We start from the raw sequence: 24543 nt of genomic DNA on the forward strand, positions 1-24543 counted from the left end.
AGGACACGTCGTGTCTCCAGAAGGGTGGAAGTTTCGTGATGCCGCGGATTGCGTCATCCCGCCGCGCCTTTCGACAGGGTGGCGGCCGATCCGCCCCCTCCACCCGTCTTCCAGAGCGAGAATGCGACGCCGGCACCCAGGATCGCGAAGGTGATGCCGAGCGACCAGGAGGGCGGGAACTTCTCCCAGCCCATCAGATCGGCCACGAAGATCTTGGAGCCGATGAAGATCAACAGGACCGACAGCGCGTATTTCAGGTAGGCGAAGCGGTGCAGGATCGCGGCCAGCGCGAAGTAGAGCGCGCGAAGCCCGAGGATCGCGAAGATGTTCGACGTGTACACGAGGTAGGGATCGGTGGTGATCGTGAACACGGCCGGCACCGAGTCCACCGCGAAGACCAGATCGGCGATCTCGATCAGGACGAGGGCAAGGAAGAGCGGGGTCGCGTAGCGCGTGATCCTGCCGGTCGTCGGGTTCGGCTCACGGACGAAGAAGGCCTGGCCGCGCAGCCCATCGGTCACATTCATGCGGCGCTTGAGAAACTTCAGGATCCGGTTGTCGTCGAGGTCAGGCTCCGCGTCGTGCGAGACGAAGAGCATCTTGATCCCGGTGAAGACCAGGAAGGCCGCGAAGACGTAGAGGACCCAGTGGTACTGGTCGACGATGGTCGCGCCCAGCCCGATCATGATCCCACGCAGGACGATCACGCCCAGGATGCCCCAGAACAGGACCCGGTGCTGGTATTCCCGCGGGATCGCGAAGAACCCGAAGATCAGCGCGATGACGAAGATATTGTCCATCGCCAAGGTCTTTTCCACGACGAAGGCGGTCAGGTATTGTGCCGTCGCCTCGGCATCCATCTGCCACCAGATGAACCCCGCGAAGGACAGGCCAAGCGCGATGTACATCGCCGACATGCGCAGGCTTTCGGCCACGCCGATCTCGTGATCGTCGCGGTGCAGGACGCCCAGGTCGAAGGCGAGAAGGCCGATGACCAGGACAAGAAAGACCAGCCACATCCAGAGCGGCTTGCCCAGAAAGAGCAGAAGAAGGAATTCCACGATATGGACCTCTAAGCACCGCACGCACGGGAGGTCACGGGCGCGGAATTGCGATCGCGACGCCGGGCGTGCCCGGTGCGGTCCGACATCACGAGGGGGTAGCCATCGTCAGAGGGGCCCGGTCCGCGCGATAGAAATCGGGATGCCGGGACGCGCTTCAAGTGGTCGCCGAAAATAATGTGAGGCTGCAGCAGAGGCGGCGTGAACGACCCTGCCCGAAAGCGACGCTGCATAGCTTCGAAAGCTCTCGAAGGCCTGCTCGGGGCCGCTCGCGTTACCAGTCTCAGCCGCGTTGCGACTTGGCTGATCAGCGGTGACTGTTCGGATGCTACTGAAGGGTCAGCCTCTGCCGAGCAATACGACCGGCTCGGACGTGGCAAGGCGCACCCGCGTGCCGATCGGGTATATGTCGTTGGGACCGATCAGGGCCATCACGTCGATATCCGCCGTCCGCACCCAGTAAACCTGGTCGTGACCCCGGAACTCGCGGCCCGTGATCACGCCATTCCCGCCTGCGCCCTCGGCCGCGCTCAGCGAGATTTGTTCGGGTCGGACGGCAAGCCGGACGTGCCCTTCGGCCGAGCGATCGATCCCCACGCGACCGAGCGGCGTCTCGGCCCAGTTACCGCGCGCCTCACCCTCGAGGATGTTGGAGCGCCCGAGGAAACCGGCCACGAATTCGGATGTGGGGCTCCGGTACACTGCGGCGGGGGCGTCGATCTGCAGGATCTGGCCAGCTTGCATGACCGCGACGCGGTCCGCCAGGGCCAGCGCCTCCTCCTGGTCGTGAGTGACGAGGATGGCGGCCGACCCGGCACGCTTGAGCAGGGCACGGACCTCCTGCCGCGTCTCCAGCCGCATCGCCGCGTCGAGGTTTGAGAACGGCTCGTCGAGCAGCACCAGCGGCGGAGCGAGCGCCAGCGTTCGCGCCAGGGCCACGCGCTGCTGCTGACCGCCCGACAGCTGATGCGGCATCCGGTCAGCAAGGTTCGCGAGCCCTACCATCTCGAGCATCTCGGCAACGCGCGCGCGCACCTCAGACGCGGGGCGGCCGCGCAGGCCGAAACCGACATTCGCGGCCACCGAAAGGTGCGGAAACAAGGCGTAGTCCTGAAAGACGAACCCGATGCCACGCCGCTCGGGCGCAAGCGCGGTGATATCGCGTCCGCGCAAGAGGACCGTGCCGCTATCCGGCCTCTCGAACCCGCCGACCAGGCGGAGCGTCGTCGTCTTGCCGCAGCCGGAGGGGCCAAGAAGGGCCACGATCTCTCCTTCGGCCACGTCGAACGAGGCGCCGTTGACTGCGGCGCCCGCGGCCGTGGGAAAGTGGCGCACGAGGTGGTGAACCGAGAGCAGCGGACGGGCGGCCGTCGCCGGGTGATCGTCAGTCATGTCTGCCCTCCTGCCTGAGAACGACCCCGACGAAAAGCCCCGAGAACAGGATGATGGCCGCGGCGTAGGGCGCGGCATCCACCAGCATCCCTTCGGAGGTGCGGCTGAACATGGTGATCGCGAGAGAGCGGAACCCTGTCGGCGCCAGCAGGAACGCGATCGGCAGCTCTTTCATCGCGATGACGAAGACCAGCACCATGCCGCTGATCAGGCTGCGGCGGATCAACGGAAACGTGACATGCCGCAAGACGCCCAACGGCCGATAGCCAAGGGAGCGCGCGGCCTCTTCGAGGCTCGGGCGCGCGAGGTAGAGGGCCGACCGGATCGGTCCGAGCGCGAGCGCGAGAAACGCCAGGGAATAGGCAAGGATCAACAGGATGTGCGACTGGTAGAGAAAGCGTGCCGTCGACAGCGACAGGAACACGAAGGCCAGGGCGAAAGCGATCGGCGGCACCGCGTAGCCGACGAAGGCCAGCCGATTGATCAGCCGCGATAGCGGCGAAGGGTATCGAACCGCCAGCACCGCCACCGGCAGCGCGAGCATGGCCGCCAGTATCGCCGACGGGACTGCCACCGACACCGACTGCCAGAAGGCGCGGCCGAGGACGGGCAGCGACGGGAGGACTGGTTCCGCGCTCAGCCAGAAGGCCAGCACGGCGATGGGCAGGCCGACGGCCGCCAGCGCCACCAGCGTGACGAAACCCCAGGCTGCGACCTGTCCCGCAGGCCCGAGTTCCACCAGGCGCCGCGCGGCGCCTGTGCCGACTCCGGTACGCGCATAGTGGGTGCCCTCGCGCAGCCGGCCTTCCCACCAGATGACCGAAACCGCGATTGCCACGAGGATCAGGGCGATCCAGGCGGCGTAGATCCTGTCGTAGGCGGCGACGTACTGGGTGTAGAGCGCGTATGAGAAGACCTCGTAGCGCATGAGCGCGACCGCCCCGAAATCCCCGATCGTGTAGAGGCCGACGACGAGCCACGAGGCGAACAGCGACGGCCGGAGATGGGGCAGCGTCACGCGGGTGAAGACCTGGCGGGGGGTGCAGCCGAGGGCGCGAGCGCTTTCCTCCAGGCTCGGGTCGAGGGTGGAAAGAGCGACGCGCAGGTTCAGGAATACGTATGGAAAGGTGTAAAGGCCAAGTGCCAGGGTCGCTCCCAGCCAGCCCTCCGGGCGCGGCAGGCTCCAACCGAATACCTGGTTCATGAATCCGTAATGGCCCGACATGCCGATCAGCGAATACGCCATGACGTAGCCGGGGACCGCCAGGGGGAGCGTGACGAGCAGAGTCGCCAGCCCGCGGCCCGCGAGCGCGGTGCGGGTCGTCAGCCACGCCAGCGGACCCGCGATCAGCGTGGTCAGCGCCAGTACCCCCGCGACGAGTGCGGCAGTGTTGGCCATCAACTCCGCCGTCCGCCCCCTCACAACGAGAGAAACGACCGTGGCGGGGTCGCCCTCGGTCGCACGCAGAAGCAGGTAGAATACGGGGATTATCATCGCCGCACCCACCAGGATGGCAGGTGCGGTGAGGATGGCGGGCGGCGCGCGCCTGCGGCCGCCCTTGATCTGCGCTGTCAAAGCAGTCCGGCGTCTCGGAGCAGGTTCAGCGTGCCTTCGAGATCGTCGAGCGTGTTGAGGTCGACGTCCGGCGCGGCCTCGCGCACCTCTTCGAAGCTCGGTTCCTGATTGCCGCTGCCCGCGCCCTCGACCACCGCGTATTCATGATTGTCTTCCGAGAAGTAGGCCTGCGCCTCGTCCGAAAGCAGGAAGGACACGAATTGCTGTGCGAGCTCCTGATCGTCAGAGGATTGCAGCACCCCGACACCCGCGGCCATGAGCAGGTTGCCGATGTCGCCATCTTCGAAAAGCGCCTGGTCGACCGGGAAGTTCGGGTCGGCTTCCTTGCTGCGCAGCAGGTAGTAGTGGTTGACGAGGCCGAAGTCGATCTCTCCGTCGGCGATCGCCTGGACCTGCGACGAGTTGTTCGAGTAGGCCTGCGTGTCGTTCTCGACCATTCCGTCGAGCCAGGCGCGGGTCTCGTCCTCTCCGAGCTCTTCGCGAATGGCCGTCAGGTGGGCCTGGAACGAACCGTTGGTGGGCGCCCAGCCGACGCGGCCCGCATAGGCGTCCCCCGTCAGGTCGGTGATCGAGGCCGGCATCTCGTCGTCGCTCACCCGATCGGGCGAATAGACGAAGAGGCGGGCGCGGCCCGAGGCGGCGACCCAGCGGCCCTGGTCGTCGCGCAGTCCCTCCGGCACGCGGTTCAGGATGTCTTCGGGGAGAGGCGCGAACATGTCGCCGACGGCACCCAACGCACCGGGATCCTGCGCCCAGAACACGTCGGCGGGACTGGCCTCGCCCTCTTCCTGAAGCAGGACGGCGAGTTCGGCAGTGCCACCATAACGCACTTCGACATCGGCACCCGACTGTTCCTCGAACATTTCGATAAGCGGCGCCACGAGGGATTCACCGCGTCCCGAATAGAGGACGAGGTCCTGCGCAACGACGGGAGTACCGAGACCAGCCAGCACTGCGGCGGTCAGCAGAGGAGAGGAGAGGCGTGTTGTGGGCATATCAGGTCGCTTTCAGTGTGAGCACGCGCGCCCGAAGGATGGGTGTGGGCCCCGCGCGAAGTGACATCATCTCGATCGCGCCATGGATTGGCGCAGCTGTCACTCCTCATACGGTTTCATATTAAAACGGTCAAGTATTGTGAGCGTGGCAAGGCGTCCGGTTGACGGCGCGCGCCATCGTCGTCAAATGCCGAGCCGCTTTCTCGAGAGCCCCATGACCCACCGCGACCGCCTTGCCGCCTTCCTAGACCGTAGCATCACGCGCCATACGATCACCGGCATCATCCTTGTGAACGCGGTGACGCTTGGCCTGGAGACTTCCGATGCCGTCATGGCCGAGGTTGGCGGTCTCATTCTGGCCATCGACCGGATCTGTCTGGCCGTTTTCGTGCTCGAGCTGGCGACGAAGCTCTACGCCCTGGGGCCAAGGTTCTTCCGCAGCGGGTGGAACCTCTTCGACTTGGCGGTGGTGGCGATTGCCCTGGCACCCACCACGGACGGGCTGTCGGTCTTGCGCGCGCTGCGCATCCTGCGAGTCCTGCGGGTCGTCTCGGTGGCGCCAAGTCTGAGGCGCGTGGTCGAAGGCTTCCTGACTGCGCTTCCCGGCATGGCCAGCGTCTTCCTGTTGTTGTCCCTGATCTTCTACATCGGCGCCGTGATCGCGACGAAGCTGTTCGGGGACGCATTCCACGAATGGTTCGGCGACCTCGGCAGCTCTGCCTATACCCTGTTTCAGATCATGACCCTGGAAAGCTGGTCCATGGGCATCGTTCGCCCGGTGATGGAAACATATCCGGCCGCCTGGGCCTTCTTCGTGCCTTTCATCCTGATCACGACCTTCGCGGTGACGAACCTGATCGTCGGCCTGATCGTGAACTCGATGCAATCGGCACACGAGGAAGAAAGCGTGGCGGCCACGGACGCCTATCGCGACGAGATCCTGACCCGACTTGCTGCCATCGAGAAGCGGCTCAGCGAACGCTGACGTTCCTCGCCCGACTCTGTTGAAACGGGCTCGACCTCTGGCTGCGGCACTGTCGCCAGATGCATGGCGGCAGCCTTGTCCGCTATGTCCGACATAACCCTTGACTATGTCCGACAATCCGCCGCAGCCTCGACTGCATGAACCAGCTCGCCTCGCCTCATGTCACGACCAAACAACGCGATGTGCTGGATGCGCTCTTGGGGATGATCGAGGCGCGGCAGCTCGGCATCGGCGATCGGCTTCCCCCCGAGATGGAGCTGGCCCGGACACTGGGGGTCGGCCGCTCGACCGTGCGTGAGGCGCTGCGATCGTGGCAGGACATGGGGATCGTGAGCCGCAACAAGGGTGCGGGCACCGTGCTGGCCGCCGAGATCTCGGGACGCTCGATGCAGCTGCCGCTTTCGGTCAGCCTCGAGGCCGAGAGCCTGCTGCGCACCCTTGCCGTGCGCCGCCCGCTCGAGATCGAGGCGGTCCGGCTCGCCGCGCGCAACGCCACGGAACGCGACCGGCACGCGATCACCGGCCGGATGCTCGACCTGATGCAGGCCTACGACAGCGGCGACGACTGGCGCGCGGCCGATCACCGCTTCCACGCCGCGATCCACGAGGCCAGCGGCAACCCGCTGTTTGGCCAGATCATCACCCAGCTGCAGCGCGCCTTCGCCGAGGTCTACGAGGCGCCCTTCGGCGAGCCGCAGCTGGGCCACGCGACGGTGCCGCGCCACAGGCCGCTGGCCGAGGCGGTGGTCGAGGGGCGCGACGCCGTGGCCGCGGGACTGATGCAGGAGATCCTCGAGGAAACCGAGATCGCCGCAAGACAGATCATGAAGGACAAGAGCAGATGACGCAGAGCGACGAGGCGCTGGCCATGGAGACCTGGCTGTCCCAGCCCCATGGCGGACCGGAGGGATCGGTCACGCCGCCGCTGTTCCAGACCTCGCTCTTCACCTTCGACGACTTCGCCTCGTTCGAGGCGCGCATGGCCGGCCACAGCGACCGGGCGCTCTACACCCGCGTCCAGAACCCGACCGTGGCGGCGTTCGAGACGGCGATGGCGCGGCTCGAGGGGGGTGCGGCGGCCGTGGGCTTCGCGTCCGGCATGGGCGCCATCTCGTCGACGCTGTTCGCGCTGCTCAAGCCCGGCGACCGCGTCGCCTGCGTGGAGCACGTCTATCCCGACGCCTTCCGCCTGTTCGAGCAGGTGCTGCGCCCCTGGGGCGTGGAGATCACCTATCACGCCCCCCGCGCCTTCGCCGAAAACCCCGAACTGCTGGATGGGGTGACGCTCGCCTATCTCGAAAGCCCGAACTCTTCGATGATGGAGGTGACCGACCTGGGAGCGACGGCCGAACATGCGCGGCGCCACGGCGTGTTGACGGTGATCGACAACAGCTGGGCGACCCCGGTCTTCCAGCGGCCGCTGGAACAGGGCATCGACGTGGTCCTGCACTCGGCCTCGAAATACATCTCGGGCCATTCCGACACCGTCGCCGGGGTCGTGATCTCGTCCGACGAGATCATCGCGAAGCTGCGCGGCCTGACGCTGCCGCTCTTCGGGGCCAAGCTCGCCCCGTTCGAGGCCTGGCTGCTGGTGCGCGGCCTGCGCACCCTGCCCGCGCGGATGCGCGAGCATCAGCGCACCGCCGACATCTTCGTCGACCGCCTGTCGTCCCGATCTGAGGTTGCGAAGGTCCGCTCGCCCGGGCCGAACAGCGTCCCCGGCCTGACTGGACGCTCGGGGCTCATGTCGGTCGAGTTCACCGATGCCGTGGACATCCCGCGCTTCGCGGATGCGCTGAAACATTTCCGCCTCGGGGTCAGCTGGGGTGGCTTCGAAAGCCTCGTGGTTCCCGCCGCGATCACCCTGAAGCAGGCGGGGCCGAAGAACTCCGCCCAGCATTTCGGCGTGCCCGAGCGGCTCGTACGGCTCTCGCTGGGGCTCGAGGACGTGGAAGACCTCTGGCGCGACATCGAGCGCGCGCTCGACACGGCAACTGCATAAGGCCCCAATCAAGAGGGCCGTCCGACCGACAAGATCAACCAACAGGGAGACAACACGATGAAACGATTGACCTGCGCCACGGCGCTCGCCCTGCTAGCGGCAGGCGGCACACAAGCCGCGGACCTCACCCTCGTCGAGGTCATCACCAGCCCCGAGCGCACCGAAACGCTGGAAAGCCTTACCTCCGCCTGGGAGGAGGAAACCGGCAACACCGTCGAGATCGTCTCGCTTCCCTGGGGCCAGGCCTTCGAGAAGTTCGCCACCATGGTCGCGGGCGGTGACATCCCCGACGTGGTCGAGATGCCCGACCGCTGGCTGGCGCTCTACGGGCAGCGGCTGATGGATCTCGCGCCGCACGTGGAGGGGTGGGAGCATGCGGACACGCTGACCCAGGCCACGACCGACATGGGCTCTGCAACCTCCGACGGTTCGCTGAAGGAGATCCCCTACGGCTTCTACCTGCGGGCCATGTTCTACAACAAGGACCTGCTCGAAGAGGCCGGCATCGACGGCCCGCCCGAGACGATGGAGGAGTTCCGCGAAGCCGCCGCGGCGGTGTCGGAGCTTGACGGCAAGTCCGGCTACTGCCTGCGCGGCGGACCGGGCGGCCTGAACGCCTGGATGATGATGGCGGCGGCGATGCGCGGCGACTCCGCGTTCTTCGACGAGAACGGCCAGAGCACCATCAACTCGCCCGAAGCCGTCGAGGGTCTGCAGTTCCTGATCGACATGTACCAGGATGGCCTTGCGCCGCGGGATTCCGTGTCGTGGGGCTTCAACGAGATCGTGGCCGGCTTCTATTCCGGCACCTGCGCCTTCCTCGACCAGGACCCGGACGCGCTGATCGCAGTGTCCGAGCGCATGGATGCAGACAGCTTCGCCGTGGCGCCGATGCCCAAGGGCCCGGACGGCAAGGCGTTCCCGACCATCGGCTACGCCGGCTGGGCCGCGTTCGACTCCACGGAGCATCCGGACGAGGCTTGGTCGCTCATCGCGCATCTTTCCAAGCCTGAGTCCAACGAGACATGGGCGAAACGCGTGGGCGTCATCCCGATCCATGAAGGCGCGGACCGGGACCCCTACTACCAGTCCGAGCAGTTCAAGGGCTGGTTCACCGAGCTCAACGACCCCGCCTACGAGCCGATCACCATGCCCGCCTATCTCGAGCAGTTCGGCTACTTCGCAGACTCCATCGCGCTCGAGACCTCGCAGCAGGCGTTGCTGGGCGAGATCACGGCGCAGGAGATGGCCGACCAGTGGGCCGAGTTCCTGACCGAGCAATACGCGGCCTGGCAAGAGAACCAGTGACCGAGGTCTACGAACCCAAGAGCGTGCCCGGGATGCCCCGGACACGCTTCGGCCGGGCCTACCTGCGATACGCGGTGGAGCCCTGGCTCTACCTGTCGCCGGCGATGCTGCTGATCTGCATCGTCATGCTGGTGCCGCTGGCCATCGGCATCTCGTACTCGGTCCAGTCGATCAACCTGCTCAACCCGTTCGACACGGGCTTCGTCGGGCTCGAGAATTTCGCTGCCCTTGGCGATGATCCCAAGTTCTGGGTGGCGACGGTCAACACCTTCTGGTGGACCTTCGGCTCGGTCAGCCTTCAATTCCTGCTGGGTCTCGGGCTCGCGCTGCTGCTTTCGCAGCCCTTCCACGGCAAGCGCGTGGTGCAGGCGCTGGTCTTCCTGCCCTGGGCGGTGCCGACCTTCCTCATCGCGCTGACATGGTCCTGGCTTCTGAACCCGGTCATCGGCCCCCTGCCCCACTGGTGGGCTGCCATGGGCCTGCTGGACGAGCCCTACAACATCCTCAGCAACCCCGACACGGCGATGTGGGGCCCGATCCTCGCCAATGTCTGGTACGGCGTGCCCTTCTTCGCGATCACGCTGCTGGCCGCGCTGCAATCGATTCCAGGTGAGCTCTACGAGGCCGCCGAGATCGACGGGGCGTCGCGCTGGCAGAGCTTCACAAAGATCACCCTGCCCTTCCTCGGGCCGATGATTGCGATCACGGTGATGCTGCGGGCGATCTGGATCGCCAATTTCGCCGACCTGATCTACGTGATGACCGGCGGCGGGCCGGCCAATTCCACGCAGATCCTGTCCTCGTACATCTTCACGACCGCCTTCCGCCGCCTCGACTTCGGCTATGCCTCGGCCATCGCCGTCGCGCTTCTGGCGGTGCTGATGGCCTACGCGGCGATCCTGCTCTTCGTCCGCTCGAAGCTGGTGAGGTTCTGATGGCTTCGATCTCTCGCCCTCACCCCGCCCTCGTCGTCGGCAAGTATCTCGCGGTGGCCTTCTACGTCGCCTTCGCGCTGTTCCCGCTCTACTGGCTGTTCAAGATCGCGCTGACGCCAGACGCGCTGATCTATACGGACGGCACCGCGCTCTGGCCGTCGGCGCTGACGCTGGAGAACTTCCGGTCGGTCATCTTCGCCTCGGACTTCCTGGACTACTTCCGCAACTCGGTGATCGTGTCGCTGAGCACGGCGGCGGCCACCTCCCTGATCGCGGCGGCGGCGGGCTATGCCTTCTCGCGCTTCGTGTTCCGCGGAAAGCGCTGGGTCGTGGCGCTGATGCTGCTGACCCAGATGTTCCCGCTGCTGATGATCATCGCGCCGATCTACAAGATCGTTGCCGCGGTCGGGCTGCTGAATTCGCTCTGGAGCCTGATCATCGTCTACACCGCCTTCAACATCCCCTTCGCGACCTTCCTCATGCAGAGCTTCTTCGACGGCATCCCGAAGGACCTCGAGGAGGCCGCGATGATGGACGGATGCACCCGCTTCCAGGCGCTGCGCAAGGTGATCCTGCCGCTGACGCTGCCGGGCCTCGCGGCGACGCTGGGCTTCGTCTTCACCGCGGCATGGTCCGAGCTGTTGTTCGCGCTGATGCTGGTCAGCAAGACCGACGCCATGACCTTTCCGGTCGGGCTTCTGACCTTCGTGAGCAAGTTCTCGGTCGATTGGGGACAGATGATGGCGGCCGGCGTGCTGGCGCTGATCCCGTCCTGCCTCTTCTTCCTCTTCATCCAGAGATACCTGGTCCAGGGGCTCACCTCTGGCGCCGTGAAAGGATAAGCCATGGCCGAACTGGAACTGCGCGACGTCCGCAAGAGCTACGGCCGCATCGACGTGCTGCACGACATCGACCTGAAGATCGAGGACGGCGAATTCGTCGTGCTGGTCGGGCCGTCGGGCTGCGGGAAATCGACGTTGCTGCGCATGATCGCCGGACTGGAGCCGATCAGCGGCGGCGACTTCCTGATCGGCGGCAAGCAGATGAACGACGTGCCGCCGCGGGACCGCGACATCGCCATGGTGTTCCAATCCTACGCGCTCTACCCGCACATGGCCGTCGATCGGAACATGGGCTTCTCCATGGAGATCCGCCGCAAACCGGCCGCCGAGCGCAAGGGCCCGGTGACCAGGGCCGCCCGGACGCTGGGACTGGAGCCCTACCTCGACCGCTTTCCCAAGGCGCTGTCGGGCGGACAGCGGCAACGGGTCGCCATGGGGCGGGCCATCGTGCGCGATCCCAAGGCCTTCCTCTTCGACGAACCGCTATCGAACCTCGACGCGGCCCTGCGGGTGGAGATGCGGCTCGAGATCGCGCGGCTGCACCAGCGGCTGGGCACGACCATGGTCTACGTTACCCATGACCAGGTAGAGGCGATGACCCTCGCCGACCGGATCGTCGTTCTGAACGCCGGGGAAATCCAGCAGATCGGCACGCCGCTGGAGCTCTACGAGGCGCCCGCGAACCGCTTCGTGGCGCAGTTCATCGGCTCTCCGACGATGAACGTGCTCGAACTGCCGCCCGAGGGCGGCTTGAAGCTGGACAGCGGCGCCCGGATCGCCGGCACCGGCGGCGCCCGACATCTCGGCATGCGACCCGAGCACTTGCGCATCGTTCCGGCCGGGCAAGGCGACATCACCGTCGAGGCGCAGGTGATCGAGCGGCTGGGCTCGGACACCAACATCTACACCGAGGCCGCGCATCTGGGGCCTCTGCTGGTCCGGGCGCATGGCAACGTCGACCTGCGCTCCGGCGAACGCTGCGGCCTGATCTTCGATCGCGAGAAGCTTCATCTGTTCGACCAGGAAGGAGCGCGCATCACCCCCAATGCAGCGGCTCCCGTCCAAGGCTGAAGCGGGACCAGCTTCTGCATGGCAGGTCCGGGCGAGAAGTAGTCCCGCGGCGGCACTCCGAAGCGCCTCAGCTGAAGCTTTCCGGCCCGATCCATTGCGCCTGATTGTAGCGGTCGCCATGCGCCCACCCCACGGGCAGCGCGTCCTCGATCCGGGCAAGATCCTCGGCGTCGAGGTCGAGTTCGGCACCGCGCACGGCCTCGGCCAGGTGGTCCGGGTTGCGCGTGCCGGGGATCGGCAGGACATGGTCGCCCTGCGCGAGAAGCCATGCGATCGCAAGCGAGGCGGCAGGCAGGCCCATCTCGGCTGCGAGCTCACGAAGCCGGTCGGTCGCCGTCAGGTTGGCTGCAAGGTTCGGCGCCACGAAGCGCGGGTTGACCTTGAGGAACGCCGACGCGTCGGCCCGCGCCTGGTCGGGCGGCGTGTCGGTCAAGAGGCCCCGACCCACCGGGCTGAAGGCCACCAGCGCCGTACCCAGTGCCGCACAGGTCTGGACGAGGCCCAGATCGGGTGCGCGGGTGGCAAGGGAGTATTCGGACTGCACCGCGGCAACCGGGTGGATCGCAGCGGCGCGCCTGAGCGAGGCGGGCGCGATCTCGGAATACCCGAAAGCACGGGTCTTGCCGGCGCGCACGAGGCCGGCAAGCGTCTCCGTCACCTCTTCGATGGGGCGGTCGGCCTCCCGCCTATGGACGTAGAAAAGGTCGACACACTCCACGCCGAGGCGCGCGAGGCTGGCGTCGAGCGAGGCGGTGAGATGTTCGGCGCTGTTGTCGAAATAGCGCGCGCCGGTGTCGGGATCCGTGCAGATGCCCGCCTTGGTGGCGAGGCGGAACACGGCCCCCCTGTCCTTGAAATAGCGCCCGATCGTCTCTTCGGAATGCCCCTTCCCGTAGACGTTGGAGGTATCGAGATGGTCGACCCCAAGCTCTCGGGCCCTGTCGAAAAGCGCGAAGGCCTCGTCCTGCGTGGCGGGCCCGTAGAAGCCCGAGATGTTCATGGCGCCCAGACCGACGGCCGAAACCTTCGGCCCCTGTGCGCCCAGTTTGCGTGTCTTCATGGCTCAGCCCTCTCCGCGCAACTTGGCGACGGTCGTGCGCGTGGAAATGCGCTCGGGGTCGGTCACCAGTTCGATCAATGTCGGCCCGTCATGTGCGAAAGCGGCCTCGAGCGCGGGGCGGAATTGGGCGGTCTCGGTCACCTGAGCGTAAGCCGCTCCGTAGCCCTGCGCGAGCAGGCCGAAATCCGGGTTCACGATGTCGGTTCCCGAGACGCGGCGCGGGTGATCCCGCTCCTGGTGCATGCGGATCGTGCCATATGTCCGGTTATTGAACAGCAGGACGATCGGCCGCCCGCCATGCTGGACCGCTGTGGACAGCTCGGCGCCGCTCATCTGGAAGCCGCCGTCGCCGACGAAGGCGATCGCCTGCCGCTCAGGGTTCTGCAGCGAGGCCGCGACCGCGGCGGGAACGGCATAGCCCATGGACCCGCAGGTCGAACCGATCTGCCGCCCCGGCCGCCCGAAGCGAAGGAAGCGTTGCGCCCAGCCGGTGTGGTTGCCCGCGTCGAGCGTGACGACGCAATCCTCGGGCAGAAGGTCCCGCACGTCCGCCATCGCCTGCCCCATGTCGAGCGGGTAGTCGTGCGGCGGCGGCTCGCTGTCGGCGAGATACTCGTCGCGCAGCGTCCGCCGCCAATCGGAAGAGGCGCCGGTCGCGACCTTGCGCTCGGCAAGCGCCAGAGCGGCCTCGGTGGCACCGGACGCAATGCCCAGATGGGGGCTGTAGACCCGCCCGATCTCGTCGGGATCGCAGTGAATGTGGATCACGCGCTGCGCGGGGGTCGGGACCGACAGCGTGGCGTAGGTCTTGGTGGTGATCTCGCCCAGCCGGGCGCCGATGACCAGCAGCGTATCGACCTCGGCGAGGCGCTTGACGAGGCTCGGGGCAACGCCGGTGCCGAAATCGCCCACGTAGACGTCCGAGCGATTGTCGATCACGTCCTGACGGCGGAAGGATGTCGCGATAGGCAGGTCGTTGGCTTCGGCGAAGTGACGCAGGGCCTCGGCGCCTTCGTCGGTCCAGCCGGGGCCGCCTGCAAGGATCAGCGGACGCTCGGCCCCTTCGAGCGCTGCGATCACGGCATCCGCCTGCGCTTCGGACAGTGCGGCCTGTGTGGGCGCATAGGGTTGCGCGTCGGCCACCTCCACGGCATCCGTCAGCATGTCCTCGGGCAGGGCCAGCACCACCGGACCCGGCCGCCCGGACGTTGCGACGCGAAAGGCGCGCGCCATGTATTCGGGCACGCGCGCCGCGTCGTCGATCTGCGCGGCCCACTTGGCGACGGGGCCGAACATCTGGCGGTAGTCGATCTCCTGGAAGCTTTCGCGGTCCATGGTGCCACGACCGACCTGCCCCACCAGCAGGATCATCGGCGTCGAGTCCTGATACGCGATATGGACGCCCACGGCGGCCTGGCATGCTCCGGGGCCGCGGGTGACCATGCAGATGCCGGGCCGCCCGGTGAGCTTGCCGTAGGCCTCGGCCATGTCCGCCGCACCGGCTTCGTGCCGCGCATTGTAGAGGGTGAAGCGGTCGCGCACGTCATGCAGCGCGTCCAGCACCTCGAGATAGCTTTCGCCCGGCACACAGTAGGCGCAGTCGGCCCCATGCAGCAGAAGCTGGTCCACCAGCACCTGTCCGCCGGTTCTCGTCTTCATCTGCGATCCATCCATGGCGGTCCCTCTCCTAACATTGTTCATTGGCACTCAGGCCGACACGAGGCATTCCGGTGCGATCTGGCGGCCTGCGGCATGGGCGCGGATATTGTCGGCCCAGTGCGATACCATCCGGTCGAAATTGTCCAAGGTCCGGCCCGCGACATGTGGCAGCGTCACCACCTGCGGCATCGACAGGAGTGGATTGTCGGCCGAAACCGGCTCGCTGGAAAAAACGTCGAGCCCGGCGCCCGAAAGATGACCCGAAACCAGCGCAGCCACCAGCGCAGCCTCGTGCACGAGGCCGCCACGGGACGTGTTGATGAGGACGGCGCCTTGTTTCATGGACGCCAGCGCATCGGCGTCGATCATTGCGCGCGTGGTGTCGGTAAGCGGCAGGTGCAGCGAGATCACGTCGCACTCGGCAACGAGCGCGTCCAGGGGAGCAAACCGCAGGGCGCAGTCGGCCATCGGGCCGGAGGCGCGGGTATAGATGACCGCGCACCCGAAGCCGTCGAGGCGCTTGGCCACCTCTGTGCCGATGGCGCCCATGCCGACAAGCCCCACCGTCAGCGAACCCAGATCGCGCGCCTCACGCCACAGGTCCGGCTGTTCCCATTGTCCCGAGCGCAGCGAGGCATGGACCTGCGGCAGACGCCTGAGCGTGGCGAGCATCAACGCGACCGTCGCCTCGGCGACCGTGGGCGCGTTGACACCGGGGCTGCGGGCGATGGTGATGCCGCGCAACCGGGCGGCCTCGATCGGGATTCCGTCGGTCCCCGTGCCCCACTGGTGGATCAACTCGAGCTTCGGCGCGTCATCGAGCGCCGCGGCCGGGAAGCGCAGGCCGCGCGTGACCGCGTACCGCGCCTCGCCCAGCGCTTCGGCGAAATCGGCAGGATCGCCGCTTGCCGCGAAGCGCAGGTCGAAATCGGGGCACAGCGTTTCCATCCGCGCGCGCATCTCGTCGCTCGCGGGTTCGAGCACTGCAACCACGGGTCCGGACATCGTCAGCCGCGCCCCTCGATCAGGTTGCGCATCATCTCGACCTCTTCCTCCGTCAGGTCGGTCAGCGGCGCGCGGACCGGGCCGGCGTCGAAACCGCGCAGCCGCACCCCGGCCTTCACTGCCGAAACCGCATAGCCTGCGCAGCGGTCCCGGATCTCGGCGAACGGGTAGTAGAACTCGCGCAGCAGAGTTTCGCAGCCCGCCTCGTCGCCGTCAACGAACGCCTTGTGGAAGGCAAGCGCCGTCTCGGGCACGAAGTTGAACACGGCAGAGGAGTAGGTCGGCATGCCTGCCCCGCGATAGGCCTGCGCGAAAAGCTCGTGGGTCGGCATCCCGCCGATATAGGACAGCCTGTCGCCAAGCCGGATGGTGACGCGGCGCACGGTGTCGATGTCGCCGGTTCCGTCCTTGAACCCGATCAGGTTCGGGCACTCGTCGGCCAGCTGTTCCAAGGTCTCGGCACTGATGCGGGCCTGACCGCGGTTGTAGACGATGACGCCCATGTCGGTCGCCTTGCAGACCGCGCGGATGCGATCCGCGACGCCACGCTGCGGCGCCTCGGTCAGGTAGTGGGGCAACAGAAGGATGCCGTCGCCGCCCGCCGCCTCGATCTCGCGCGCAAGATCGCAGGCGACGCGTGTGCCGTAGCCGCACCCGGCAATCACTGGCGCGTCGCCGGACACTTCGCGCGCGGCGCGCACGACGTCGACGATCTCGGCCGGCGTGAGCGAGAACATCTCGCCGGTTCCGCCAGCGACGATCAGGCCCGCGACGTCATAGGCGGACAGCCAGTCGAGATGCGCCTTGAAGGGGTCGGGCGCGAAGCGGTCTTGGGCGTCGAAGGGCGTGACCGGAAAGGACAGAAGGCCGTGCCGGATGATCTCGCGCAGGTCCGAAGGGGCAATCATCGCCGCTCTCCTCGTTTGGTGGATGCGGGCCGACAGGACGGTTCGCCTGACAGCAGCGCCTTGATCATGTTCTCGTGGCAGGCGGGAGCCGAAGGAAGGGGTCCCCCGCAATCGCGCGACGTCCGAGGACAGGCTATTGATATGCACTAATATTTCAGTTTATTCTAATGGTCAACCGTGGAAGTATGGGGCCCGCGCGCGCGATGGCGGCGCAGGGACATCCAAGGCGGAAGGCGACACGAATGGATATTTCGCTCAAGGCGGCTCTGGAGCTTGGACGGCGTGACGCCGCTCCGCAGGGCCGCCCGTCCGCAGCGACGCATATCCATGACGAATTGCGCCAGCGCATCCTGTCGCTCGACCTGCCGCCCGGGACGAACCTGCTGCGCGCCGAGCTTGCGCGGCAGTTCGACGTCAGCGTCACACCCCTGCGCGACGCGCTGCAGCGGCTCGAGGCCGACGGTCTCGTGAAGATCTATCCCCAGTCCCGCACGCAGGTGACGCGGATCGACACCGCGCTGGTCCACGAGGGGCACTTCCTGCGCCGTGCGCTCGAAACCGAGGTCGTGCGCCGCCTGGCGACCGATGGCGCCCCCAAGGCCGTCGAACGCGCGCGCTCGATCATCGAATTGCAGAAATCCATCCAGAATGACGACGAGCGCCTGAGGCTGTTCCAGGAGCTGGACGAGCTGTTCCACCGCACCCTGTTCGACGGGGCCGGGCAGATCGCGCTGCATGACCTGATCCGCTCGCGCGCAGGGCATCTCGACCGGGTGCGGCGGCTTCAGCGCCACTCGCCCCGGAAGATCCGGGCGATCCTCGACGGGCACTTGGAGATCGTTTCCGCCATCGAGGCGCGTGACGTCGCGGGCGCTCTTGCGGCAATCCGCGGCCACCTGCGCAAGTCCCCCGACTGGGTCGACGAATATCGCGAGGCACACGAGGATTATTTCGCCTGAGCGGTCCCGCCGCTCGATCCGACGTCGACCGAAACACGAAAAGCGTGCGGCCCCCGTCGCGCGGAAGGAGAAGTCATGCCCGAGACAACCCAAGGCCTTCACGTCGTCGCCCAGACTCCGTTTCACCCCGACGGAGCGGTCGACCATGACAGCATCGCCACGCTGTCCGAGTTCTACTATCGACACGGTGCGCGCGGCCTGACCGTTCTGGGCGTCAGCGGCGAGGCGCAGACGCTTGCCCCGGACGAGGCCGTGGCCGTCGCAGCCTCTTTCGTGGCGGCGAGCGGCGGGCGCGCGATCTTCGCAGGTGTCTCTTCCCCCAACCTCGCGATCCTCGCCGATGTCGCGGCACAGGTCATGGCAGAAGGCGCGCGGGGCGTGATGATCGCACCCGCCGCCAGCGCCCGCACCGACGAGGCGCTGCTGTCCTACTTCGACACCGTGTTCGAGCGGATCGGAGACGTGCCGACGGTGCTGCAGGATTTCCCGGCGGCGTCCGGGGTGCAGATGTCCGTCCCGGCCATGGCGCGGCTCGTCGAGGCGTTCCCGCAGATCGGCGTGGTAAAGGAAGAGGACCTGCCAAGCGCGCGCAAGGTCGCAGCACTGCGTTGCGCCCTGCCCCGGCACGTCCGGATCCTGACGGGCAACAACGGCCTTTATCTGCCGCAGGAACTTGCGCGGGGGGCGGACGGCCCGATGGCGGGATTCTCGTACCCCGAAATGCTGTCGGGCGTGGACCGGCTGATGCGCGAGGAAGGCGACGTGGCCGCCGCGCATGCGCTCTTCAACCGCTACCTTCCGCTTCTGAAGCACGAGGCGCAGGGCACGCTCGGGATCGCGCTCCGCAAGGAGAGCATGCGCCGCCGGGGCGCACTGGCCTCGGCGGCGATGCGGGCGCCTGGCGGCAGGCTGGACGAGCACGACATCGCCGAACTCGACGCGATCGTGGCGCATATGGACCTGCCGGAATGAGGTCGGTCAGCCTTTGAAGAAGGGCGCGGGGGTGAGGATCTTGTTCTCCTGCCGCACGAGGTATCCGGCCTCGGCGCTCTTGGCGAGGTAGGCCTGCCAATCGGGATCGTCCTTCATGGCCGCACGCTTGCGCGCGCGGTCAGCGGCATCCTCGAAGCGCCAGATATGGACGTACGAGTTGACGTCGCCGGTCTCGACCGCGCCGTAGACCACCGGGTCGCCGAGGTGCTTGCGCTGAATCGTCCAGCCGTGATCGGCGTAAAGCTTCATGTGCTTCCCGATGGTTCCGGGTCGGCAGACATAGGTCCTGTGGTCGTAGATCATTCTATTTCTCTTTCCTTATCAGGCCGCTGAGGCTGCGCGTCGCAGGGCTCTCACATGATAGCTTGCCAGCCGCTTCGCCATTCGTATAGTAATATATCAGTTGGCCGAAAGGCAAGACGGCCGGCTCGGATCGCGGCCGATGCGTCGCAAAGCCGGACCGGACGTTTGGCGGCAGGCCGCTGCACCCAGAGGAGGAACACCACATGCATAGACGTAACCTGATTGCCGTGGCCGCGCTGGCCGCAACCGCGCTCGTCCCCGTGGCGGCGCTCGCGGAATACCCCGAGCGTGACATCCGAGTGATCGTGCCGTGGGGCGCCGGCGGCGGCACCGACGGGATCGTGCGCAAGGTCACGAACCTCGCCGAGGCCGAGCTGGACGGCGCGTCCATGTATGTCGAGAACATCGAGGGCGGCGTCAGCGCCACCGGCATCGGCCAGCTCATGAGCGCGCGGCCGGACGGCTACACCATCGGCGCGCTGACCTATGACAGCATCGTCACGGTGCCGTACCAGGACATGCTGCCGACCTACAGCATGGACAAGCTCAAGCTGATCGCGCGGATCACCAGCGAGCCCGACGCCATCCTCGTCGACGCGTCCTCTGAATACCAGACGCTGCAGGACCTCGTGGACGCCGCAAAGGCCGATCCGGGCCAGGTCCGCGTCGCGGTGCAGAACCTCGGCGGTCGGGTCCACCTGACCCTCCTGCAGCTGCAGGATCTGACTGGCGCCGAGTTCAAGATCGTCTCCTATCCCGGCGGCGCGGCCCCGCAGAAGGAAGCGATCCTGTCCGACGAGGTGGACGTGGCGCTGACCAGCCTCGGCGACTTCGCCAACCTGATCGACGACGGCACGGTTCGCGGCCTCGTCGAGTTCTCGACCGCGAAGAACCCGACATACGACGTGCCGACCTCGGAAGAGGCCGGGGTGGATCTGCAGAACGGCAGCTTCATCGTGATCGCCGCCCCGGCCGAAACTCCGGACGAGGCCGTCTCGACGCTCGAAGCCGCCTACAAGGCCGCCTACGAAAGCGACGAGTTCCAGAGCTGGGTGTCCGAGATCGGCGTCACGCCCAACTGGCTCGGCAGCGACGAGGTCACGCAATGGGCCGACGAGACGGCGCAGGGCCTGTTCACCGAGATGGACGCCCTGAAGGAAGCCGGCGTGCTGTCGGAATGATCCGAATCCCTAGCTGACATGACAAGACGGTGCCGGGCCGCGACCCGGCACCGCACTTGGCCGGGAGGACCAAGATGGACGCCAAAAGCAGATTCCTGCGCGCCGGGATCCTGTTCCCGCTGGTGCTGATCGCCGTCACGACGATCTACCTCGCCGCCGCGTTCGATATACGCTCGCCCTTTGCCGCACCCGGCGAGATCAGCCCGAACGGGATCCCGATCCTGACGGCGGTGCTGATGTACGTGGCCCTCCTCGTGGTGCTGGTTCAGGAGATCCGCTCCCCACCAGACCTGCCAGATGAGAGCGATGACGGATCGCTCCTGCGGCCCGCGCTCGTGGTGGTGGCGACGGGCGCCTACATCCTTCTGTTTCGCCCGCTGGGCTACAGCCTCTCGACGCTCCTGTTCGTCGCCGCGCTGTTCGTCACCTTCGGCTTCGAGACCCGCCGACCGCTTCGCTTCGCGCTCTATGCCGTCGGCGTGACGGCGGTGTTCTACGGCCTCTTCGCGCTCGTCTTCGGCGTGCGCCTTCCCACATTCCCCGGGATCGAATTCTGATGGACACTCTTCTCACACTTGCAGGTGGCTTCGGGGCGCTGCTCGACCTGAAGGTGCTGGCCTTCATGATCGCCGGCTTCCTGGTCGGCACCTTCTTCGGCGCCATGCCTGGCCTTACCTCGGTGCTGGCGATCGCGCTGATCCTGCCCATCACCTACACGATCGACGTGGTGCCCGCGCTGGTCATGTGCGCCTCGATCTTCATGGCGGGGATGTATTCCGGCTCGATCACGGCGACCACGATCAACATTCCCGGCGCGCCATCGTCGATGATGACGGCGATCGAGGGGCACCAGCTGATGAAGAAGGGCTTCGGCGCCAATGCGCTGGGTCACGCAGCGCTCGGCTCGATGATCGGCGGCAGCATCGGGGCGCTTCTTCTGATGGCGTTCCTGCCCCTCGCGGCCGAGATCTCGCTGCTGATCCGCACGCCCGGAAAGTTTTCCCTCGTGCTCTTCGCGCTCGTGGTCATCATCATCGTCGACCGCGGCGCCATCGCGAAAGGCGTGGTGGCGACGCTTTTGGGGGTGATGTTCGCGACCGTCGGCATCGACGTTCTTCAGCCGATCCCGCGGTTCAACTTCGGGACGGAAACGCTGGTCGAGGGGATCGACCTCATGCCGATCGTCATCGGAGCCTTCGCCATCAGCGAGGTCCTGATCCAGGCGCAAAGCTGGCGTTCTTCGACGGGCGTGATCGACGCCGAGACGAAGGACATGAAGATCCGCCGGCGCGATTTCGTCCCGCCCCTGTCCGAGATCCGGCGCATCGGGGCACTCACCTATCTTAAAAGCGCCTTCATCGGCTACGGCATCGGCATCCTGCCGGGCGCCGGGGGCTCGATGGCGGCCTTCGTGACCTACGCCACCGCGCGCAGTTCCTCGCGTTACCCCGAGGAGTACGGCAAAGGCTCGCGCGAGGGGATCGCGGCAGCGGAATCGGGCAACAATTCGATGTGCGGCGGCGCGTTCGTGCCGATGCTGATGTTCGGCATCCCGGGCGACCCGACCACGGCCATCGTTCTGGGGGTGCTCGTCATCAACGGTCTTCAGCCCGGCCCGCGGCTTCTCGAGAACCAGGCGGACCTGATCGCGCCCATGTTCGCGTCGCTCTTCATCAGCGCACTGGTCCTCATCCCGCTGACGCTGTTCCTGTTCGGCCCGTATTTCGTGCGCATCGTCTCGATCCCGAAGGGCCTGCTCTACAGCGCCATTGCGGTGGTCGCGCTTGTGGGCAGCTACGTCGCCACCTACTCGATCTTCCAGATGTCTCTGGCGGTGGGCTTTGGCGTGCTGGCATACGTGATGCGGCGGCAGAACTACTCGACCGTATCGATGCTGCTGGGCTTCATCCTCGGGCCTGACCTCGAGGAGTATCTGCGCCGGTCCCTGTCCCTGGCGGATGGCAACCCGATGGTCTTCCTGACCAGCCTCGACAGCCTGTTCTTCCTGCTGCTGACGGTGCTGTTCGCCTACATGATCCTGATTCGTGGTCGCAGAAAACCGACCGTGGTGTGAACAGATGCGGCCCCGGCGCTTCGGGGCCGCACGGCGCGGGTGAGCCACGGTTCAGACGGTTCGCCCCTTCTCCGCCCACGTGGAAGGAAGCCAGAGGGCGACGCGGGACGCGATAAACGACTTCTCGTCGCGATAGCGTAACGGCGGTAGTGCCGGGAACCGCATAGCGTCCTCGGCGGCGCACTCCAGCTCAGACAACCAAGGGGAATTCCGGGGCGCTCCATTGGGCAGCCTCGGCTTGACTCGCACAAACTTGTATTACAGATTGCTAGATGTGTCATACAGCGAGACGGCAGAGGTTGGAGGAAGTATCATGATACTCGACCGGAGACGCATGACGGCCCTCATCGGGCAGGGCGGGTCGATCTTCGTCACCCTGTTCGGTCTCTTGATCCTGACCTTCGTGATCGGCCGCATCATGCCCGCGGACCCGGTGCGGGCGATCGTCGGCGAAGACGCCACCCGCGAGGTCTACGAGACGGTCTACCGCCAACTCGGCCTCGACCGCCCGATGTGGGAGCAGTTCTTCCTCTACGTCCGCGACGTGGCGACACTGGATTTCGGAACCTCCATCCGGACCGGTCAGCCCGTCCTGACCGACATCCTGCGCGTCCTGCCCGCGACGATCGAGCTTGCGACCTTCGCGATCCTCTTCGGTGCCATCGTCGGGATCCCGCTGGGAGTGCTTGCCGCGGTGAACAAGGATCGCTGGGCGGACCACCTGATCCGGGTGTTCAGCCTGATGGGGCACTCGATGCCCATCTTCTGGACCGGCATGATCGGGCTGCTCGTCTTCTACGCCTGGCTCGGCTGGGTCGGCGGGTCGGGGCGGATGGACCAGTTCTACATCGGCCTCGTGCCCGAGAGGACAAACTTCCTGCTGATCGACAGCGCGATAGCAGGGGAATGGGAGGTGTTTCGCAGCGCGATCAACCACATCCTGCTGCCGGCATCGCTGCTCGGCTATTCCTCGTCGGCCTACATCACCCGGATGACGCGCAGCTTCATGCTGGACCAGATCAACCAGGAGTACATCACGACCGCCCGCGTGAAGGGTCTGTCGAACCGCCAGACCATCTGGCGCCACGCGTTCGGAAACATCCGCGTCCAATTGGTCACGATCGTGGCCCTCGCCTACGGCGCGCTTCTGGAAGGGGCTGTGCTGATCGAGACGGTCTTCGCCTGGCCCGGCTTCGGCTCGTATCTGACCGCTAACCTGTTGATCGGAGACATGAACGCGGTGATGACCTGCGTGCTTGTCGTCGGCGTCATCTTCATCGCGCTGAACGTCATCTCCGATATCCTGTACCGTGTATTCGACCCGAGGACCCGCGCGTGATGTCCGACACCCTTCCCCCGCAGCCGAAGCCCAAGTCGCCGCAATGGGTGACGGCAACCGGCAATATCCTGCGCTTCCTGTTCAGGCAGCCTCCGTCGGCTTTCGGCCTCGTCGTGCTGGTCCTGCTGATCGGGTCGGCCGTTCTCGCGCCCGTCCTGGCGACGCACGACCCCTACGTGCAGGACCTGACAGCGACCCTGCTGCCGCCATCCAGCGCGCATTTTTTCGGAACGGACGAGCTGGGGCGCGACGTCTACAGTCGGCTCATGCACGGCTCGCGCATCACGCTGACCATCGTCTTCCTGGTGACGATCACGGTCGGACCCATCGGCCTGTTCGTGGGAACGGTGGCGGGATATTTCGGCGGGCGGACGGACACGGTCCTGATGCGGCTGACCGACATCTTCCTGTCCTTCCCGTCGCTCATCCTGTCGCTGGCCTTCGTCGCGGCCCTCGGGCCGAGCCTGAACAACGCGATCATCGCGATCTCGCTGACCGCTTGGCCCCCGATCGCGCGTCTGGCGCGGGCCGAGACGATGACCTTCCGCCGGGCCGACTTCATCTCGGCTGCACGCCTGCAGGGGGCCTCGCCCGCGCGGATCATCTGGAAGTCCATCGTTCCGATGTGCATGCCCTCGGTGCTGATCCGGCTGACGCTGAACATGGCGACGGTGATCCTGACGGCCGCGGGGCTCGGGTTCCTCGGCCTCGGCGCGCAGCCGCCGCTGCCCGAATGGGGCGCGATGATCGCGACGGGGCGGCGCTACATGATCGACTCGTGGTGGCTCGTTACCTTCCCCGGCCTCGCGATCCTGGCAGTCAGCCTTGCCTTCAACCTGCTGGGCGACGGCCTGCGCGACGCGCTCGATCCCAAGCAGATGCACCGGAGGTGACC

At 66.4% G+C, this 24543-nt stretch carries 23 protein-coding genes; 14 read left to right on the forward strand and 9 right to left on the reverse strand.

Annotated elements, in window-relative coordinates; translation table 11 throughout:
* Positions 1 to 53: 53 nt before the first annotated feature.
* The 4 genes from PAM7066_RS05805 to PAM7066_RS05820 all read right to left on the reverse strand — a co-directional run bounded on the left by PAM7066_RS05805 (position 54) and on the right by PAM7066_RS05820 (position 5024).
* Positions 54 to 1061, reverse strand: a complete 1008-nt coding sequence (locus PAM7066_RS05805) for a TerC family protein (protein ID WP_085853187.1) — start codon at positions 1059 to 1061, stop codon at positions 54 to 56.
* Between the two features lie 339 nt (positions 1062 to 1400).
* Complete coding sequence (locus PAM7066_RS05810) at positions 1401 to 2453, reverse strand: ABC transporter ATP-binding protein (protein ID WP_085853188.1); 1053 nt, start codon at positions 2451 to 2453, stop codon at positions 1401 to 1403.
* Positions 2446 to 4029 (reverse strand): ABC transporter permease, encoded by a 1584-nt coding sequence (locus PAM7066_RS05815; RefSeq protein WP_245749584.1) that lies wholly within the window; start codon positions 4027 to 4029, stop codon positions 2446 to 2448. The genes PAM7066_RS05810 and PAM7066_RS05815 overlap by 8 nt, the downstream gene beginning before the upstream one ends.
* Positions 4026 to 5024, reverse strand: coding sequence for an iron ABC transporter substrate-binding protein (locus PAM7066_RS05820; protein ID WP_085853189.1), 999 nt, complete (start codon positions 5022 to 5024; stop codon positions 4026 to 4028). The genes PAM7066_RS05815 and PAM7066_RS05820 overlap by 4 nt, the downstream gene beginning before the upstream one ends.
* Before the next feature lie 214 nt (positions 5025 to 5238).
* Here PAM7066_RS05820 and PAM7066_RS05825 point away from each other — a divergent pair, with 214 nt between their 5' ends.
* The 7 genes from PAM7066_RS05825 to PAM7066_RS05855 all read left to right on the forward strand — a co-directional run bounded on the left by PAM7066_RS05825 (position 5239) and on the right by PAM7066_RS05855 (position 12167).
* Positions 5239 to 6009, forward strand: coding sequence for an ion transporter (locus tag PAM7066_RS05825; protein ID WP_085853301.1), 771 nt, complete (start codon positions 5239 to 5241; stop codon positions 6007 to 6009).
* 137 nt (positions 6010 to 6146) lie between these two features.
* Positions 6147 to 6854, forward strand: coding sequence for a FadR/GntR family transcriptional regulator (locus PAM7066_RS05830; protein ID WP_090928727.1), 708 nt, complete (start codon positions 6147 to 6149; stop codon positions 6852 to 6854).
* Entirely contained in the window at positions 6851 to 8011 is a 1161-nt protein-coding gene (locus PAM7066_RS05835) for an aminotransferase class I/II-fold pyridoxal phosphate-dependent enzyme (protein WP_085853190.1), read from the forward strand. The genes PAM7066_RS05830 and PAM7066_RS05835 overlap by 4 nt, the downstream gene beginning before the upstream one ends.
* Before the next feature lie 57 nt (positions 8012 to 8068).
* A complete protein-coding gene (locus tag PAM7066_RS05840; protein WP_085853191.1) occupies positions 8069 to 9319 on the forward strand; it encodes an ABC transporter substrate-binding protein in 1251 nt (416 codons plus the stop codon).
* Positions 9316 to 10254, forward strand: coding sequence for a carbohydrate ABC transporter permease (locus PAM7066_RS05845; RefSeq protein WP_245749583.1), 939 nt, complete (start codon positions 9316 to 9318; stop codon positions 10252 to 10254). Before PAM7066_RS05840 ends, PAM7066_RS05845 begins: the two co-directional genes overlap by 4 nt.
* Positions 10254 to 11096, forward strand: a complete 843-nt coding sequence (locus tag PAM7066_RS05850; protein WP_085853192.1) for a carbohydrate ABC transporter permease — start codon at positions 10254 to 10256, stop codon at positions 11094 to 11096. The genes PAM7066_RS05845 and PAM7066_RS05850 overlap by 1 nt, the downstream gene beginning before the upstream one ends.
* Positions 11097 to 11099: 3 nt before the next feature.
* Entirely contained in the window at positions 11100 to 12167 is a 1068-nt protein-coding gene (locus PAM7066_RS05855) for an ABC transporter ATP-binding protein (RefSeq protein WP_085853193.1), read from the forward strand.
* Positions 12168 to 12234: 67 nt separating this feature from the next.
* Here PAM7066_RS05855 and PAM7066_RS05860 read toward each other — a convergent pair whose 3' ends face one another.
* The 4 genes from PAM7066_RS05860 to PAM7066_RS05875 are packed head-to-tail and all read right to left on the reverse strand — an operon-like array spanning position 12235 to position 16796.
* Positions 12235 to 13227: an aldo/keto reductase gene (locus PAM7066_RS05860; RefSeq protein WP_085853194.1), complete on the reverse strand. Its 993-nt coding sequence runs from the start codon at positions 13225 to 13227 to the stop codon at positions 12235 to 12237.
* Between the two features lie 3 nt (positions 13228 to 13230).
* Positions 13231 to 14886, reverse strand: coding sequence for a thiamine pyrophosphate-dependent enzyme (locus PAM7066_RS05865; protein ID WP_217639916.1), 1656 nt, complete (start codon positions 14884 to 14886; stop codon positions 13231 to 13233).
* A 48-nt stretch (positions 14887 to 14934) separates the two neighbouring features.
* Entirely contained in the window at positions 14935 to 15891 is a 957-nt protein-coding gene (locus PAM7066_RS05870) for a 2-hydroxyacid dehydrogenase (RefSeq protein ID WP_085853196.1), read from the reverse strand.
* 2 nt (positions 15892 to 15893) lie between these two features.
* Complete coding sequence (locus tag PAM7066_RS05875) at positions 15894 to 16796, reverse strand: 5-dehydro-4-deoxyglucarate dehydratase (protein WP_370738081.1); 903 nt, start codon at positions 16794 to 16796, stop codon at positions 15894 to 15896.
* 245 nt (positions 16797 to 17041) lie between these two features.
* Between PAM7066_RS05875 and PAM7066_RS05880 the strand changes: the two genes are divergently transcribed.
* Both PAM7066_RS05880 and PAM7066_RS05885 read left to right on the forward strand, forming a co-directional pair.
* Positions 17042 to 17758: a GntR family transcriptional regulator gene (locus tag PAM7066_RS05880; protein WP_175484564.1), complete on the forward strand. Its 717-nt coding sequence runs from the start codon at positions 17042 to 17044 to the stop codon at positions 17756 to 17758.
* 75 nt (positions 17759 to 17833) lie between these two features.
* Entirely contained in the window at positions 17834 to 18730 is an 897-nt protein-coding gene (locus PAM7066_RS05885) for a dihydrodipicolinate synthase family protein (protein WP_085853199.1), read from the forward strand.
* A 6-nt stretch (positions 18731 to 18736) separates the two neighbouring features.
* Here the strand turns inward: PAM7066_RS05885 and PAM7066_RS05890 are convergent, their stop codons facing one another.
* Positions 18737 to 19054 carry an NIPSNAP family protein gene (locus PAM7066_RS05890; protein WP_085853200.1) on the reverse strand — a complete coding sequence of 106 codons (318 nt, stop codon included), beginning with the start codon at positions 19052 to 19054 and terminating at the stop codon, positions 18737 to 18739.
* A 203-nt stretch (positions 19055 to 19257) separates the two neighbouring features.
* On the opposite strand from PAM7066_RS05890, the gene PAM7066_RS05895 reads away from it, so the two are divergent.
* The 5 genes from PAM7066_RS05895 (at position 19258) to PAM7066_RS05915 (ending at position 24541) form a co-directional block, all read left to right on the forward strand.
* Positions 19258 to 20235, forward strand: coding sequence for a Bug family tripartite tricarboxylate transporter substrate binding protein (locus PAM7066_RS05895; protein WP_085853201.1), 978 nt, complete (start codon positions 19258 to 19260; stop codon positions 20233 to 20235).
* Positions 20236 to 20309: 74 nt separating this feature from the next.
* Positions 20310 to 20792 (forward strand): tripartite tricarboxylate transporter TctB family protein, encoded by a 483-nt coding sequence (locus PAM7066_RS05900; protein ID WP_085853202.1) that lies wholly within the window; start codon positions 20310 to 20312, stop codon positions 20790 to 20792.
* A complete protein-coding gene (locus PAM7066_RS05905) occupies positions 20792 to 22309 on the forward strand; it encodes a tripartite tricarboxylate transporter permease (RefSeq protein ID WP_085853203.1) in 1518 nt (505 codons plus the stop codon). The genes PAM7066_RS05900 and PAM7066_RS05905 overlap by 1 nt, the downstream gene beginning before the upstream one ends.
* A 313-nt stretch (positions 22310 to 22622) precedes the next feature.
* Positions 22623 to 23648: an ABC transporter permease gene (locus PAM7066_RS05910; protein WP_085853204.1), complete on the forward strand. Its 1026-nt coding sequence runs from the start codon at positions 22623 to 22625 to the stop codon at positions 23646 to 23648.
* Positions 23648 to 24541, forward strand: coding sequence for an ABC transporter permease (locus tag PAM7066_RS05915; RefSeq protein ID WP_085853205.1), 894 nt, complete (start codon positions 23648 to 23650; stop codon positions 24539 to 24541). The genes PAM7066_RS05910 and PAM7066_RS05915 overlap by 1 nt, the downstream gene beginning before the upstream one ends.
* Positions 24542 to 24543: the final 2 nt, after the last annotated feature.

Origin of the sequence: Palleronia marisminoris (assembly GCF_900172315.1) — a bacterium.
GTDB lineage: Bacteria > Pseudomonadota > Alphaproteobacteria > Rhodobacterales > Rhodobacteraceae > Palleronia > Palleronia marisminoris.